The sequence below is a fragment of the Jeotgalibacillus haloalkalitolerans genome (assembly GCF_034427455.1).
GTDB lineage: Bacteria > Bacillota > Bacilli > Bacillales > Jeotgalibacillaceae > Jeotgalibacillus > Jeotgalibacillus haloalkalitolerans.
The window spans coordinates 256,009-272,300 of record NZ_JAXQNN010000001.1 but is presented as its reverse complement, the minus strand read 5'-3'; the positions used below and the strand labels follow the sequence as shown (position 1 = coordinate 272,300).

General features: G+C 43.5%; 20 protein-coding genes. 5 read left to right on the top strand and 15 right to left on the bottom strand.

Features of this window, described 5'->3' with window-relative positions; all coding sequences use genetic code 11:
• Positions 1-94: 94 nt before the first annotated feature.
• From UFB30_RS01395 to UFB30_RS01335, 13 genes are all read right to left on the bottom strand, one after another.
• Positions 95-1,738, bottom strand: coding sequence for an AMP-binding protein (locus UFB30_RS01395; protein WP_322419880.1), 1,644 nt, complete (start codon positions 1,736-1,738; stop codon positions 95-97).
• A gap of 259 nt (positions 1,739-1,997) precedes the next feature.
• Entirely contained in the window at positions 1,998-2,156 is a 159-nt protein-coding gene (locus UFB30_RS01390; protein ID WP_322419879.1) for a hypothetical protein, read from the bottom strand.
• Between the two features lie 20 nt (positions 2,157-2,176).
• Positions 2,177-2,389: a hypothetical protein gene (locus UFB30_RS01385; RefSeq protein WP_322419878.1), complete on the bottom strand. Its 213-nt coding sequence runs from the start codon at positions 2,387-2,389 to the stop codon at positions 2,177-2,179.
• 60 nt (positions 2,390-2,449) lie between these two features.
• Positions 2,450-2,710 (bottom strand): hypothetical protein, encoded by a 261-nt coding sequence (locus tag UFB30_RS01380; protein ID WP_322419877.1) that lies wholly within the window; start codon positions 2,708-2,710, stop codon positions 2,450-2,452.
• Positions 2,711-2,765: 55 nt separating this feature from the next.
• Entirely contained in the window at positions 2,766-3,836 is a 1,071-nt protein-coding gene (locus UFB30_RS01375; protein ID WP_322419876.1) for a branched-chain amino acid aminotransferase, read from the bottom strand.
• A gap of 303 nt (positions 3,837-4,139) precedes the next feature.
• Positions 4,140-4,763: an NUDIX hydrolase gene (locus UFB30_RS01370; protein ID WP_322419875.1), complete on the bottom strand. Its 624-nt coding sequence runs from the start codon at positions 4,761-4,763 to the stop codon at positions 4,140-4,142.
• Between the two features lie 68 nt (positions 4,764-4,831).
• Positions 4,832-5,461 (bottom strand): esterase/lipase family protein, encoded by a 630-nt coding sequence (locus UFB30_RS01365; RefSeq protein ID WP_322419874.1) that lies wholly within the window; start codon positions 5,459-5,461, stop codon positions 4,832-4,834.
• Positions 5,462-5,592: 131 nt separating this feature from the next.
• On the bottom strand, positions 5,593-6,618 hold the full coding sequence (locus UFB30_RS01360; protein ID WP_322419873.1) for a LacI family DNA-binding transcriptional regulator: 1,026 nt from the start codon (positions 6,616-6,618) through the stop codon (positions 5,593-5,595).
• 29 nt (positions 6,619-6,647) lie between these two features.
• Complete coding sequence (locus tag UFB30_RS01355; RefSeq protein WP_052268793.1) at positions 6,648-7,496, bottom strand: carbohydrate ABC transporter permease; 849 nt, start codon at positions 7,494-7,496, stop codon at positions 6,648-6,650.
• Positions 7,497-8,438, bottom strand: coding sequence for a carbohydrate ABC transporter permease (locus UFB30_RS01350; RefSeq protein WP_322419872.1), 942 nt, complete (start codon positions 8,436-8,438; stop codon positions 7,497-7,499). It abuts the gene before it with no gap.
• A gap of 75 nt (positions 8,439-8,513) precedes the next feature.
• Positions 8,514-9,794: an ABC transporter substrate-binding protein gene (locus tag UFB30_RS01345; protein WP_322419871.1), complete on the bottom strand. Its 1,281-nt coding sequence runs from the start codon at positions 9,792-9,794 to the stop codon at positions 8,514-8,516.
• Between the two features lie 12 nt (positions 9,795-9,806).
• A complete protein-coding gene (locus tag UFB30_RS01340) occupies positions 9,807-11,150 on the bottom strand; it encodes a GH1 family beta-glucosidase (RefSeq protein WP_322419870.1) in 1,344 nt (447 codons plus the stop codon).
• A 211-nt stretch (positions 11,151-11,361) separates the two neighbouring features.
• Positions 11,362-11,604, bottom strand: a complete 243-nt coding sequence (locus UFB30_RS01335; RefSeq protein ID WP_322419869.1) for a type B 50S ribosomal protein L31 — start codon at positions 11,602-11,604, stop codon at positions 11,362-11,364.
• Between the two features lie 167 nt (positions 11,605-11,771).
• On the opposite strand from UFB30_RS01335, the gene selD reads away from it, so the two are divergent.
• From selD to UFB30_RS01315, 4 genes are all read left to right on the top strand, one after another.
• On the top strand, positions 11,772-12,818 hold the full coding sequence (selD, locus tag UFB30_RS01330) for a selenide, water dikinase SelD (protein ID WP_322419868.1): 1,047 nt from the start codon (positions 11,772-11,774) through the stop codon (positions 12,816-12,818).
• A 19-nt stretch (positions 12,819-12,837) separates the two neighbouring features.
• The gene (gene mnmH / locus UFB30_RS01325; protein WP_322419867.1) at positions 12,838-13,890 is read left to right on the top strand and encodes a tRNA 2-selenouridine(34) synthase MnmH; all 1,053 of its coding nucleotides are present in this window, start codon (positions 12,838-12,840) and stop codon (positions 13,888-13,890) included.
• A gap of 79 nt (positions 13,891-13,969) precedes the next feature.
• The gene (locus tag UFB30_RS01320; RefSeq protein ID WP_322419866.1) at positions 13,970-14,332 is read left to right on the top strand and encodes a fluoride efflux transporter FluC; all 363 of its coding nucleotides are present in this window, start codon (positions 13,970-13,972) and stop codon (positions 14,330-14,332) included.
• On the top strand, positions 14,329-14,679 hold the full coding sequence (locus tag UFB30_RS01315) for a fluoride efflux transporter FluC (RefSeq protein ID WP_322419865.1): 351 nt from the start codon (positions 14,329-14,331) through the stop codon (positions 14,677-14,679). Before UFB30_RS01320 ends, UFB30_RS01315 begins: the two co-directional genes overlap by 4 nt.
• Before the next feature lie 254 nt (positions 14,680-14,933).
• Here UFB30_RS01315 and UFB30_RS01310 read toward each other — a convergent pair whose 3' ends face one another.
• Positions 14,934-15,347, bottom strand: coding sequence for a VOC family protein (locus UFB30_RS01310; RefSeq protein WP_322419864.1), 414 nt, complete (start codon positions 15,345-15,347; stop codon positions 14,934-14,936).
• Between the two features lie 113 nt (positions 15,348-15,460).
• Here UFB30_RS01310 and yxiS point away from each other — a divergent pair, with 113 nt between their 5' ends.
• Entirely contained in the window at positions 15,461-15,745 is a 285-nt protein-coding gene (gene yxiS / locus UFB30_RS01305) for a protein YxiS (RefSeq protein ID WP_322419863.1), read from the top strand.
• Between the two features lie 6 nt (positions 15,746-15,751).
• On the opposite strand, the gene UFB30_RS01300 is transcribed toward yxiS, so the two are convergent.
• Positions 15,752-16,102 (bottom strand): hypothetical protein, encoded by a 351-nt coding sequence (locus tag UFB30_RS01300; RefSeq protein WP_322419862.1) that lies wholly within the window; start codon positions 16,100-16,102, stop codon positions 15,752-15,754.
• Positions 16,103-16,292: the final 190 nt, after the last annotated feature.

The following is a 16,292-nucleotide window of genomic DNA, read 5'->3' as shown; positions in this document are numbered from 1 at the left end:
ACAAAACAATCCTGTTATTAAGTTCAACGATAAATCCAAGTACAGCGAAACGAATAAGAGGATGAAACAATTTGTCCCATCCTCCAGTTCCCCATTATGATGTTTCCACCCCGGCTTTTTCAAGCGACATTTCCCTTAAGACATATTTCTGAATTTTACCTGAAGCTGTCATTGGATACGCATCAGTAAATTCAATATATCTGGGAATTTTATGATGCGATATTTTACCGCGGCAATATTGTCTGAGCTCTTCTTCCGTAAGTGCTGCGCCTTCTTTTAAAATAATCCAGGCCATTAACTCCTCCCCGTACCTTGCATCAGGGACACCGACCACCTGTACATCCTGAATCGCGGGATGCTGGTAAAGAAATTCTTCAATCTCTCTTGGATAAATGTTTTCGCCGCCTCTGATAATCATATCCTTAATGCGGCCTGTAATCGCAATATAACCGTCTTCATCCATCACAGCAATATCACCTGTATGCAGCCAGCCCTCATGATCAATTGCAGCATCAGTGGCTTCTTCATTTTTATAGTAGCCTTTCATTATCAGGTAGCCCCGTGTACATAACTCACCGGGTTCACCTGTCTGAACCTCCTGACCGGACACCGGATCGATAATTTTCACTTCCACATCGGGATGTGGCTTGCCGACAGTGGCTACACGTTTTTCAATTGCATCATCGGGTCTGGTCTGGGTGATCACAGGCGAAGACTCTGTCTGGCCGTAACAGATGGTAATTTCATCTGCTCCCATGTCTCCAATTACCTTTTTCATGACTTCAATTGGGCATGGCGACCCTGCCATAATTCCGGTGCGCAGTGATGAAGTATCAAATGTATGGTAGTCAGGGTGATTCAGTTCAGCAATAAACATGGTTGGCACACCATGCAGAGCAGTACATTTTTCTTCCTGCACTGCTTTGAGCACCTTAAGTGGATCAAATTGTTCCAGTAAGACCATCGTTGATCCATGGGTAACGGCAGCAAGCGTTCCAAGCACACACCCGAAGCAGTGGAAAAATGGCACTGGAATACAGACTCTGTCTTTTGAGGTCAGCTTCATATAGTCACCAATCAGCTGTGCGTTATTCACAATATTGTAGTGGGTAAGCATCACACCTTTAGGAAAACCGGTTGTGCCGGACGTATATTGAATATTAATCACGTCCTGCGGATCAAGTGTATCAAGTCTACCAGCCAGCTCCTGATCTGAAACGGCAACTGCAAACTGCTGGAATTCTGACCACGTAAAAATCCCGGGATACTCGTTATCACTCATCACGATCACCCTTTTTAAATACGGCAGCTTACTTTGCTGAAGGTGTCCTTTTTTCGAAGAAGCGAGGCCTGGACACACTGCGTTTATAATATCTATGTAAGAAGTGCCTTTAAACTCTTCTCCCAGAATTAGCGTCGTTGCATCTGACTGCTCGAGCAGATAAGTCAGTTCAGCCTGTTGATAATTGGTATTCACTGTGACAAGCACAGCACCCATTTTCCCGGTGGCATACTGACTTAACAGCCATTCACGTTTGTTGTCAGACCAAATGGCAACGTGCTCCCCTTTTTCAATGCCAAGTCCCATAAAAGCTTTTGCGAGCTCATCTGTTTCATGATCAAATTCACTGTAAGTCCTGCGAATGTGATGTTCAGGATAGACATACGCTTCCACATCCCCATATGAATGCGCCATCTCCTTCACAATTTTACCGACCGTCTTCTCAAGCATGGACATACCCCTTTCTCCCAATTGTTCCCTTCCATATTATCACAATGTTCAGAAAAATATAGATTTGATGTGATAATTAGGAAAATGGACAGAGGCGGCTTGTGGGTGAAGAAGGGGTAGCGGGACGGCGATAGGGCGGGGATTGATAGGAGGCGGCGGCGGGGAACAGGGGCAGCGGGACGGCGCCTGGATTTCCTTCATTTCTTGATTATTAGCATCAATGTTTGAAAAGATTCCCTCATTCTGAAATCTATTCTCTCAATCTTCATAATAATTCCTTCATGTTAGATTTCAGGGTGCCTATTTCCATCAACACCATATTTAATCCCTTCATAACATCAGTGATTTCCATCAAAAGATCACTTAATTCCTTCACTGTCACAACAGTACTTAAGTCAGTGACATTAAAAAAGAGCTGGCACATTGGCTCCAGCTCCATCAGTATTAAACCTTCTCTACAATATAAGCCCGTTTCGTCTGGTAGGATGGACCCTGGCTATGGAATCCCTCATACCATGAAACCACTCTGTATTCACGCGACGCATCTGTAAACAGCTGATCTTCATTGGAGGAAAGCAGCAGAATATCTTCGTTTTGGATCATTTCCTGCAGCTCTTCTCCGGTATAATTTCTGCCGGGTTCAAGTGACTGGGTCATCTTACCACTCCTTTTTACGCATTGGTAAGTCTTTTCCCACTATCCGGATGCTTAAACCAGTTACAGCCCACGCTCAGTTTGCAGTTTGCGGATATAGCTTTGTGCTTCCGGCTGATTCAGACCCGTCTCATCTCTGACAAACCGTACAATGATTTCCTGGTCCTGACCGCTTCTGATCAGGTTAACCACCTGCTGTTCAAGTTTCTTATCATTACTCAGTCTGCCTGCGACATCCTGATGGATTTTCTTATTATTGTTCATGACAACAGTAATAATTAATACAAGCATCATTGCTGTCATAATTAATGCGACATATACCATAAAAAAACGCCCTCCCTGAGTGTTATTTTACATCAGGGAAAGCGTTTTGATAAAGTTATTTTACCTCAACTGTCCAATTGAAATCGTCAGGTCGTCTGCCTGTCTGAATACCTGTAATGGTGTCATATAGTTTCTGTGACACCTCGCCAATTTCGTGGTTGTTGAAAACCATCTTTTTATCTCCCCAGTTCAATTCGCCAACTGGTGAGATGACTGCGGCTGTACCGGTACCAAACGCTTCTTCAACAAGTCCTTTTTCATACAGGTCATAAAGTTCGTCGATCGCAATGCGGCGTTCTGTAACAGGCACATCCCAGCTTTTTAATACTTCAATAATAGACATACGTGTGACACCCTTTAAGATACTGCCACTGAGCGCAGGCGTTACGATTTCCCCGTTGACTTTAAAGAAAATATTCATACTGCCCACTTCTTCAATATAGCGCTTTTCAATCCCATCAAGCCAGAGTACGTCAGCATTTCCGGCTTTTTTGGCACCGGCCTGCGCCTGATAGCCTGAAGAATAATTCCCTGCTGTCTTGGCCATGCCTGTACCGCCTTTTACCGCACGTGTGAATTCCTGTTCAACATGAATGGTGACAGGCTTCAAACCACCAGGGAAATAAGGTCCTACCGGAGAAAGCAGAATCATCATTCTGTATGTTTTTGATGGACTAACAGCAAGGTTCGGCTCAGTCGCAATGATAAATGGACGGATATAAAGAGAATGTCCCGGCGCAGTCGGCACCCAGTCTTTTTCAAGCTCTATCAACGTTTTTAAGTACTCAAGCACCTGTTCCTCGTCTACCGGCGGAATGCTCAGACGCTCTCCGGAAAGGTTCAGGCGTTCGAAATTCTTTTCAGGACGGAATAATAAAATCCGGTCATCTTCCGTACGGTATGCCTTTAACCCTTCGAAGATTGTTTGTCCGTAGTGGAAAATCATTGCTGCAGGATCGAGTGTGAGCGGTGAGTAAGGGGTAATACGCGCATCGTGCCACCCGTTTTCTTCTTCATAATCCATGATAAACATATGATCTGTGAACGTAGTACCAAAAGGAACCCCCGCAGATGGCTTCGCTTTCAGCTGTTGGCTTTTTACAATTTCTAATGCTTTTGTCTTCATCTGTCATAACTCCTTTATTGGTTCTTTATTTGAACAATTGTACACAGAAGTTTTAATGATTAAAAGTGCTAAAGTGAAAAAATTCAGAAAGAATTGATTTTTCATAGAAATGAATGTGGCAGGTTCGAGCTTGAATCCCGATTGTTCGGCATGTGTTTTTGGGGGTTCGACGCAAAACACCTCCACTTCGACACTTAAAGCTGCATGTTCAACACTCATCGCCAGACGTTCGACACTTCAGGCCAAATTACCCAAATAAAAAAAGCTCCATCAGGCAGACATTGAACTGCCGGATGGAACTCTTTATTCTCCCTTTAGAACCTTATCTACAAACTCCTTCAGAACGCGCGCAGTCAATCCCCAGATGACCCTGCCTTCATAATGGTAGAAGTACTCAGAATACTGTCTTGTCTGCCACTTATATTCACGGCCATTTGCAATCAGGTCATAAGGAAAGCCCTCATCCGGCTTTACTTCAACCCGTATAATATGTTCATCGGGCTTTTCGTTTAAAAAATAGCTCAGTGGAACAGTGAACACCTCTTCGACCTCGGCCGGATTAGGTTCAATTTCAGATTCGTTATCCAAAAACCCAACGTATGTGCTGATCGTCATGCCAAATGGTGAGACGAGTTTCCCGAATGAATAGACCCGTCCGATTGATGTATCACACAAGCCCAGCTCTTCCTGCGCTTCCCGGATTGCAGCACCTTTCGCGCTGTCATCGTCACTGTCAACTCTTCCACCGGGGAAGCACACCTCTCCAGGCTGTCTGCGCATTGTAAGTGAACGTACTTCGAACAGCAGATGAAGACCATCTTCCTTCTTGATAAAAGGAATCATAATGGAATAATGACGGACTGCTTCTTCTCCGAGAATGATCGGCTCATGTGCCTGAAGACGTTCAATGATCTTATGTTCTTCCATGTCATCAGCCCCGTTACTCTTTTTCTTAACTATATCAGAAATCCTGAAGTATCAGGCAATACAATATGTTAATGAAAGCTGCCGGTCTGGAAAAAGCGGTGGATGAGCTTCGCAGTTTCGGGCTGATGATGGATCTGTTTGTGATGGTATGGCAGGATCAGAAAGTCTTTCATCTCCGGCATCCAGACAGAAGCTGTTTCAACCCGGCCGTCATTGCGCTGCCTGAGCATCTTTCCAAGTAAAAGCCCGGCGTGATCTCCGGCAATCGCTCCAATCTCAACATTTGAAACAGCAAATGTATATTTTTTCATATAGGCAGGTGTAATTGAAAATAGAGTTTTATAAATCAGCGTGAAAGGACGGATCAGGTGGGCCGCACCCGCCAGTCCGCTTCCCTGATTCGGTGTGGCAATCAGTACGGCACGCGAAACCTTCCCGGCACACTCAGGATCTGAAAGCACCTTACGAATCACAATGCCTCCAGTACTGTGACCGATCAAATATACCTTTTCCCCATCCCTTATTTTTTCTTTTAACAGCGACTGAAGGACTGATGCTGCTTCGTCAAAGTGGTGAAATCGTAATTGAAATGAGAGGGTAATACAGTCATATACCATCTGACTGAGGAAATGCTCGAGTGGATACATATCTGCTGCACCTTTATTAAAGCCGTGAATAAGAAATACTTTTTCACCCATCTGCCTTCACTCCCTTCAACGAAATAAGCTTTTTATTTTATATTTGCATAACTCTAATGGTGCTGCAAATGCTGTCCATTGTGGTTAGCACGCATAATAAAACTGCCAGCTGATTTGCAGCTGGCAGTTCGTCAGTTATTCGTCTGCAGTGCAGCGCCGGTGGAATGTCTGACAATCAGGTCAGGTTCTACAGCCACTGTACTGGACTCAATATGGTTTTTAATCAGATCAAGTAAAATGTGGGCAGCCATTTTACCCATTTTCGCTTTATCCTGTCTGATTGTAGTAAGCGGTGGCTCTACGTATCTCGCAGGCAGAATATCATCACAGCCGATAATCGAGATGTCATCAGGCACATGAAGTCCGCGTTCCTTCGCCGCCTTCATCGCACCGATTGCCATCAGGTCTGCGCTGGCAAACACAGCTGTTGGCACATCCTCCTGATCGAGCAGGTGATTCATTCCGTTATAACCGCTCTGCTCAAAGAAGTCCCCTTCGTAAAACCATTCATCCTTCATTGGCAGACCGTAATATTTAAGCGTCTGTTTGAAGGCATTCAGCCTGGAATCTGCCACCAGAGAGCCGTTCGTTCCGCCGATATAGGCAATCTTCCGGTGGCCGTTCAGGTAAAAGTGTTCAACAACTTTGGCAGCGATGCTGTTGCTGTCACTCATAACATAGCTTGAAAATGGTCCAGTCAGTTCGATATCCACACCCACGCATGGAATTGGACTCTGATCAAGCTCATATACAGAGGACTCAACCTGATCACCTGCAATAATCAGACAGCCATCCACGTCAAAGTGCTGGCATCTGGCGAGGTAGTTTTCACGCACCTCGAAAAATTGTTCGTTAGAAAATAAAATAAGATCATAGCCTAACTGGCCAATTGTTTTTTTAAATTCGTTCAGCACTTCAACAAAAACCGGATGGGTTAAATCTGCGTTAACCCGTCCGGCAAATACTACACCAACTACGTTGGTTTTTTTATCGTTGATCATACGTGACTGGGAAGGACGATATCCTTCGCGCTCCATAATTTCTATGACGCGCTTTCGCGTTTCCTGCCCGACATCATGATAGTTATTAATAATTTTAGAAACAGTAGCCTGAGAAACGCCGGCTAATTTGGCGATATCTTTAATGGTTACCTTCATTTTCCTAGACTCCCCGGTCCTCAGCACACTCAACTCTTTACAGCCCCTTGTGTAAGACTGCTGATAAAGGCTTTGTTGAATAGCAGGAAGACAATGATTAATGGTACTGTTGCCCAGAATGTACCTGATAATATCATACCATAATCACGGTTATAAGAATCACTTAACGCACGAAGCGCTACCTGCAATGTGTGGCTCGACTGGTCCTGAAGTACCACTAACGGCCATAGGAAATCGTTCCATACATTCATGAATACGATGATTCCAAGTGTTGCGAATGCTGGCAGGATTGCCGGTGTTACAATGTTCCAGTAAACTCTGAAAATCGAGCATCCATCAATACGTGCTGCTTCAATCAGCTCATCAGGTACAGCTTCTTTGATATACTGGCGCATCCAGAAGATTCCGAACGCATTGATCAGACCCGGTACGATGATTGCCTTAAGGTCACTCAACCAGCCAAGCTGACTGATGATGTAGTAGGTTGGAATTAATCCAAGCTGAGGCGGAATCATCATTGTGATCAGAATCAGCACAAACAGTACGTCACGTCCTTTAAACTTAAGCTTCGCAAAAGCAAAGCCGGCTAATGAGCATAAGAAAAGACTTCCGGCTGTAACTGCCACTGAGACAATCAGTGAATTCATCATCGCACCGAAGAAATCAATTGTCCCAAGCACATTCGTAAAGTTCGTGACAAGCTCTGCACCAGGTAATAACGCAGGCGGTGTCTGGTTAATCACGTGGTTTGGCTGAGTCGCCATGACAAACATCCAGTAGAACGGGAAAAGTGACACGAGTCCGGCGAAAATCAGTAAGCCATAAAGGATAAACCTTCCCGGCTGCTTTTTAGGTTGATTAATTGCTACTTGTTTCATTTAAGCCTTCCTCGCTTTCCCGCGGCCAAGCCGGTTTGTAACTAACAGGTTGATAACTGAGAACACCATGATAATCGCAAACAGTACAATTGCTACTGCTGATGCTGTGCCAAAGAAGTTATTTTCAAAAGCGTCACGATACAGATACGCTACTACTGTAATTCCTTCTTCACGCAGGTTTCCACCAAAGAAGATTAATGGCTCTGTAAAGATCTGAAGTGATCCGATTGTTCCCATAAATACAGTAAACAATACGAAAGGCTTCAGCATTGGCAGCGTAATATAACGCAGCTGCTGTGTAAGTGTTGCCCCATCAATTTTTGCAGCTTCATATAAATCATTTGAAATACTCTGCATCCCTGCAAGGTAAATGATCGTATTATAACCAACCCAGCGCCAGAAGATCATCGCTGCAATCGCAATTTTCGCACCCCACTCAGACTGCGTAAAGACAATTGGCTCTACACCAAAAATGCCCAGGAAGCTGTTAACTAATCCGAAAGATTGATTGTTAAAGATAATACTGAATAGAATCGCCACAGCTACAATTGATGTAACGTATGGCATGAAGATCGCTACTCTGAATGTATTTTTGAAGCGGAGAACCTGTGAATTCAGTGCATATGCCAGTAAAAATGCTACGATCAACTGCGGCACCGTTCCCAAAAGTCCAATGATAACTGTGTTATAAATTGACTTCCAAAAAATCGGATCGTTAAAAATAATTGTGAAGTTGTTAATACCGTTATACGTCATTTCTCCAAGGCCGTTCCACTTAAAGAAAGCCAGATAGAAGCTGAACAGCATCGGGAATAAGCCGAAAATCGCAAAGAGAATGAAAAACGGAGAGACAAACAGGTAGCCTGCAATACTATGACGTTTTTCTTCACTTAAAGATCGCCTTGCTTTTTTCTCAGTGTATTTCTCAGATTTCGATACCATTTTACAAGGTCATCTCCTTTTAATAAAAAGGGCAAGGAACCGGCTAAAGCGGACCTCACCCTTCATGAATCCTATCTACTCACGCTCAAGACGCTGTTTGATTCTTTCCATTGCATCTTCCCACTCCTGGTCAGGATCTCCACCGCTGCTTAATACGTTATTAAGCGCCGTCATGATTTCACCTTGTACAAGCAGGTAGTTACGTCCTTTATATACATCATTTACTTGCTCAGCAGCTTCTGCGAATACTGCTGCTGTGTTGATTCCTCCAAAGTACTCATCAGAGTAATTTGTGAATTCTTCTGCAGCATAAGTTTCAGGAGTTGATGGGAACAGACCCATATCCTTGAATGATTCAAGCTGGTTTTCAGGAGATACTAACCACTCGATGAATGCGTAAGCTTCTTCCTGCTTATCTGACTCTTCAGAGATTGTCAGGTAAGAACCACCCCAGTTACCTGCACCTTCAGGCATTGTTGTGATCATCCACTCTGAAGCATCAGGTGCATTTCCTTTTACTACACCCTGCATCCAGGCTGGTCCAAGAAGTGTTGCGTAAGAACCTTCAGCCATTCCCTGGCCCCATTCAGGTGTCCAAAGCGGCATGTTTCCAACAGCATCTGCATTAATCAGGTCTACTGTGTAATCATATGCTTCGCGGATTTCAGCATTTTCTTCAACAATCAGTTCATTGTCACGGTTAAAGTAATGTTCAGATGCCTGGTCACGCTTAGCGTTAAAGATCAGCTCTGCATTATCTACAACCGGCTTGCCTGTTGCTTCAGCAATGTCTTTTGCAAATGTTGCGTATTTATCCCAAGTATCAACTTCAGCAGCAAGTTCTGCCGGATCAGTTGGATAACCTGCTTCTGATACTACATCTGTACGGTAGTACATTGCAGTTGGGCCGATATCAGTTGGAAGTCCAAATTGGAATTCGCCGTCAGCACTTCCACCCACGTTCCATACCCAGTCAAGATAGTTATCCTGAACGTCTCCTGCACCAAGGTCATACAGGTTTACAAAACGGTCCTGTGCTTCACGATAACGCTCAATTTCCCCAACCTCGATCATCGCGATATCAGGTGCACCCTGACCTGCAGATAATGCAGTGAATAAGTTATTGTGGTGGTCACCCATTTCAGTCGTCTGGACGTTGATCTTTACATCCGGATTTTCTTCCATATAAGCATCCGCAAGTTTTTCATAACCTGTTGTACCGAATACCCACATATCAATTGTTTCTGAACCGCCGCCGCTGCCTGAAGTGCCGCTGTCTGCTTCATCACTTGAACATCCTGCAAGTATTGCCATAACTCCCCCAGCTACTAGTCCTGCCTTTAGTACCTTTTTCATTCCTTCATCCCCTTAAGTATATTGTTGTTGAATCTTTAACCCATTGTTCACAATTACCTGCTGAAACCATTTTGCACTTTCTTTCGGAATTCTTTGCTGTGTTTCAAAATCAACATATACCAGGCCAAAGCGTTTGCAATAGCCGAATGCCCATTCAAAGTTATCAAGGAAGCTCCAGGCGAAGTACCCCTTTAAATCAACGCCCGCATCAATCGCATCCAGGCACGCATCCAAATGCTCCTGCAGGTACTGAACACGATCCGGATCCTGAACTTCTCCGTTTGTTACTACATCATCGTACGCCGCTCCATTTTCAGTGACATAGATGACAGGATTGTCATAATCATTTTTCAATCTGATAAGCAGATCAGATAATCCTTTTGCGTATACTTCCCAGCCCATTGACGTACGTCTGTGGCCGCCGCTCTCATGTCCTGCTTCAAGCCATGCCCCCGGCTGATGTGTCAGGTAGGAAATTGAATAATAATTAATACCAAGGAAATCTACAGCAGCTGACATTGTTTCCAGGTCTCCGTCTTTTACGAAAGAGAAATCTGTATAAACACTGTAGTGTTCAAGCATGTCAGCAGGATAATGTCCTTTGAATACCGGATCAAGGAACCAGCGATTCAGGAAGCCGTCCCATCTGACTGTTGCTTCAGCTGATGAAGCGTTTTCATCAAATGGATAAGAAGAATTCAGATTTAATGTAATTCCGATCTCACCCGGAAGCTGTCTTTCTCTGAAGCGTTTAACAACCACTCCGTGTGACAATAGCACGTGGTGTGCAGCCTTCAAAAATGCAGGTATATCGCGGTAACCCGGTGCATGTTCACCTGAACCGTAACCAAGCCAGCTCACTACCCATGGTTCGTTATGTGTAATCCAGTTAGACACTCTGTCACCGAAACGATCGAAAATGACGTCACAGTAATGAGCAAACTCTTCAACGATGTCTCTGTTCATCCAGCCGCCTTTATCCTGAAGCGCCTGTGGCAGGTCCCAGTGATAAAGCGTAACAGCCGGCTTAATACCCTGCTTCTCAAGTTCAGTTAACAGGTTATCGTAGAACTGAAGACCTTCTTCATTTACGACTCTGTCACCATTCGGGAATACTCTCGACCATGAAATCGAAAAGCGGTACCATGGAACATTCAAGTCTTTCATTAATTGAACGTCCTCTTTATAACGGTTGATATGGTCACATGCAACTTCACCATGATCACCATTCAACACCTTACCCGGGTTCTTACAAAACTGATCCCAGATTGACTCTCCTCTTGACTCTCTTCCACCTTCTATTTGAAAGGAAGAGGTTGCAGTACCCCAGACAAAATTCTCAGGAAACTTTCTCATAGCCACCATCCTCAAAAACTTACGAAATTTTTTCGTTTTGTTTTTTATTTAAATAAAATGTTTCGTTAATTTGGATTCTATACTCAAAATAAAGCGCTGTCAATACATTATTTTCAGATTTATTCGTGTTTTTCGAAGAAATTTACGAAAAGTTTTCGTAAATAGACAAAAATACTGCTGCATCAATATTCGATGCAGCAGTAAATGTTTGTTAAAGATTATATTTCTTTTTAAATCTTTCAGCACGCCCGTCTTTGTCAGCGAATTTTTGGCGACCAGTATAGAAAGGATGGGTATCTGAACTTACTTCTACCTTCAATAGAGGATAAGTGTTACCGTCTTCCCATTCTATTGTTTCATTCGAACCTTTCGTTGATCCAGTCAAAAACTTAAATCCACTATTTGTATCCATGAATACTACCTTTCGATAGTCAGGGTGTGTGTTTTGTTTCATATATAAGTACCTCCCGTTTATTTAAATCGTAACCATTACGCTTTATATTAAAACATGTATCGCTTACCGTTGCAAGTTAATTGCTTTATCGGAATCTTTATATCGAATGAAGCTTTTCAATTTGTGCTAAACTTAAAGGAATGAATTGATATGAAAGGTTGATATATATGACAAACACAATCAAGCTTACTTCACTTTCTTCTAAAGGCGGCTGCGGCTGTAAAATCGGTCCTGCTGATCTGTCACAGGTACTGAAAAATCTTCCACAGGCAGAAGCCAACCCAAATTTACTCGTTGGTCTTGATACGAGTGATGATGCCGGCGTTTATAAAATTAATGAAGATACGGCGCTTGTGCAGACACTGGATTTCTTTACACCAATCGTCGATGATCCTTATGACTTTGGACAGATTGCTGCTGCAAATGCAATTAGCGATGTCTACGCAATGGGCGGCACACCGCTGACTGCATTAAATATTGTTGCATTTCCTATCTCAACGCTTGATAAAAGTATTCTGACTGATATCCTTCGCGGAGCTGGTGACAAACTGAAAGAAGCCGGTGTAACACTTGTAGGCGGACATTCCATTGATGATCAGGAGCCGAAATTCGGACTGGCTGTAACCGGAACCGTACATCCTGATAAAGTAAGAGCGAATGCCGGTGCAAAACCCGGTGATAAACTGATTCTGACAAAACCGATCGGTGTCGGAATTTCAACAACTGCCCTGAAGAATGGATTATTGAGTGAGGAAGAAACGCATAATGTAACAAGGGTAATGGCAACGCTCAATAAGACAGCTGCTGAAACGATGGCTGGTTTTGATGTACATGCAGCAACGGATGTTACAGGTTTCGGGCTGCTTGGACATGCTTCAGAGATGGCAGCGGGCAGCGAAGCTGGAATCCGCATTTATAGCAGTCAGGTTCCTGTTCTGCCACGCGTCCGTGAACTCGCTGAAGGCGGTACAATTCCTGGTGGTACGAAAAACAATTACGCACATTTAGATGGTAAAGTGAGGTTCCCGGAAGAAATGGACCAGATTGACCGCTATATTTTATGTGATGCGGTGACATCGGGCGGACTGTTAATTTCCGTGTCTGAACATGAAGCGGATGACCTCCTCGCAAAGCTGCGTGACCAGAAGGTTGATGCGCATATCATCGGAGAAGTGATCGACGAACATAGCGGGAAAATCAGTATACAATCATAAGTCGGAAGGTGAAACAGTCGTGACAAGAGAAATCAGCTTAAATGATTTAATGAAAGCACATGAAAATAACGACAGAATTCTGGTTGATGTCCGCTCTCCGGGTGAATTTGAAGAAGGCTCTATTCCGGGTAGTGTCAACATACCCGTTTTTGATAATGAAGAACGTGCAGAAATCGGAACGATCTATAAGCAGGTTGGACAGGAAGCAGCAAAGGAACGCGGCCTTGAGATTTTCTCTGCAAAATTGCCTCAATTTGTGAAGCAGTTCAAAGCGTTAGGCGGTCCGGTTTCTGTGTTTTGCTGGCGTGGAGGGATGAGAAGTAAAACGGCAGCTACCACAACTGAGCTGATGGGTATTGATGTGAACCGTTTGACTGGAGGTATTCGGACATATAGACAGTGGGTCGTCCAGTCTCTGGAAGCATATGAATTCAATCCTGAATTGCTCGTACTGAACGGTTACACCGGTTCTGGAAAAACAGTGTTATTAAATCGGCTGAAAGATGAAGGCTATCCTGTGATTGATCTTGAAAAAATGGCTGGTCATCGCGGATCAATTTTTGGACAAATCGGTTTAGAACCAAGCAACCAGAAGAAATTCGATTCCTTGTTGATTACAGAATTGAGAAAACTGCAAAATTCTCCTTATATATTGATTGAAGGCGAGAGCAGAAGAATCGGCCGCGTTCATATGCCTGATTTCCTTCATGAAAAAAAAGAAAAAGCACCTCAGCTGTTTCTTGACCTACCGGCTGAAGTACGCGTTAAAAATATCTTACAGGATTATCAGCCTGATCAGACACCGGCACAATTTATGGAGGCATTCGAAAAGATCGAACGCAGAATTCACACGCCAATTTCCCGGGAAATACGTGCTCTTTTGACAAAACAGCATTATGAAGAAGCCGTAAAACTATTACTATTACATTATTACGATCCAAGATATGAGCATTCAATCAGCTCGCAGGATGGCAAGCATACATTCATTACGGCTGAATCAATGGATGAAGCTTATGAGAAAGTGAAGCAGGCAGCGAATTCATTCAGCTATTCAGCAAGCCGTCAGCATTAATGACGGCTTTATTTTTGTTTTAGTTTATTAAAATCTCCTTTTGGTTGATTAAAAAACAGATAATGAGCAGGTGATGTACATGAACCTATTGTGGGTTGGTCTTGGCGGGGCTGCCGGTGTATTGCTGAGGGCGTTAGCTAATACACTGATCCAAAGCAGTTTCCCTTTTTCGACATTAATCGTAAATCTTCTCGGTTCATTTTTACTTGGACTGCTGTCAACCGCTCCACTCAAGATCAACCGTGGCGTCAGACTTGGAATGACGACCGGGATGATTGGATCTTTTACAACGCTGTCAGCTGTCAGTGCAGAATTATTCAGTTTTTTACAGGGTGAACAATATTGGTTTGCCATTATTTATTTCCTGATCAGCTTGGCTGGCGGTTTTTTATTTGCCTATAGCGGCATGAAGGTTGGTCAGAAGGCAGGTGGAGATTTATGAACCTATTACTACTTGGGGCTGGCGGATTTTTCGGGGCAATTGCGAGATATTTACTTTCGACATATGGGAACAGAACGTCTCCATTTATGCCGTTTGGTACAATGCTGGTGAATTTACTCGGTTCTTTTCTGCTTGGTATGACGATTGGCTTTGAGCTTTCATCAGCATTCAATGCACTTTTTGCAACAGGTTTCCTCGGCGCATTTACGACTTTTTCAACGATGCAGACTGAAGCAGTTAAGCTTTTTGATGAAAAGAAGCGGCTGCGCGCAGCCTTGTATTTACTGATGACATTTTCAGGTGGTACCCTTTTTGCGGCTCTTGGATTTTTGATCATTGCGGCTTAAAACGCGAAAAAATCTCTGGCTGTCACCAGAGATGTTCGCAATTTCATTTATATGGGGAAGAATGTATGCCCTCTTAATCGCCAATTCGGGTGGTTGGATCCTTTTTCTTTAAGAAAGCCGCTGTCTTCCCGGCAGTCACTACAATGCAGCAAAATAGCGGTTCATTTCTCCGCCACTCCACCGTTGTTTTACGTGGTCACAAAGGATATTTACCCACGGCTCCGGATATTGAAACCACCCGGGACACATTGATGCTATTCCCCCAGATTGAATTGCCACGAGATGCCAAAGCGGTCAATGACCTGTCCATACAGCTTACTACAGAATGTTTCCTGAAGTTCCATCTGAACCACTCCACCTTCTTTTAAACGGTTAAATTGCGTGCGTAATGTCTCTTCATCCTCCAGTACAACAGCAAGCGTAATGTTATCGCCTTTATTCAGGATTGAACCGGGAAATGTATCCGAAAACATCACATCGCTTCCGTTGATCTCAAGCCGGCCATGCATGACCCTTTGTTTTGCCTCTTCCGGCAGCGGATATTCAGGATGTGGCGGTGCTTCACCAAACGTCATAATTTCTGCTTTACCAGCATCAAATACTTTCTCATAATAGCGGATCGCTTCATAGGCATCACCATCAAAAACCATATACACATTAATTGCCATTTTCATCCCTCCTCCTAACATGATTCTATAGAATTAATGAGAATTCCTTCTCCTGCTTCCCGTTTTACTCCTTCTCCATTACACTATTAAGAAAGAGCAAAGGAGGCTGCTTTATGAATCAAAAAGAAAAAGAAGCTTATATTATCAAGCAGTATCAGGAAGATGAAGAGGTAATGGTACGTATTTTCATCCAGTGGTGCCACGAGCATAACCTGGACCCTGAAAAAATCTATCACGAAGCCTATCCCGCGCAGCCGCCTAACAGCCTGCTGCAAAAGCTGAAGGAAGAGAGTGAAGTGTTTGATATGATGGTTGATTCCGGCACATTGATTAATGTATTACAGGTGTTCGGGAATGATGACCTTGCCTTTATTGTTTCAAAATATGCGAAGAGATAAGGCTGCCTATGGAAGCAGCCTGAAAAAATTATTCCACTCAAGCGGGAGCTGGTTCACACCAACCTCCTGCAGCGTTTCATCGTCACCCGTGGCAATTACCTGCCAGTACAGCTCCGAGTTCTCTTTTACTCTCCCCTGTATATGCTTTAGCGATTCAATCGATAGGTGTGAAAGCTTTTCTCTCAACCTATCCTTTTCAATGTCATTCAGCATAGCAGGCTTCAGGTCAACTTTTTCATTATTGACGATCCCGGACCTGAGTATATAGCTTTTCTCAAAATCAATAATCGTGCGATAAGATGTCCCCGAAGTCCCTGAAATGTTAATCTCCAGATGGTTCAGTTTTTTTACATTCAAGCCCCTCACTCCAAATTGCTTTTTATCTTTATTTTAACAAATCGTGCAAGCCCCCATGAAACACTAAAATTCATCCTTTAGACTTGTATTAGAATGTATCTTTCTACACCTTACACGCAATATAATCGTGACATACGTCACTATTCGAATTATGATAGAAATAATTAATTGTTTCTTATATAAACTGGTT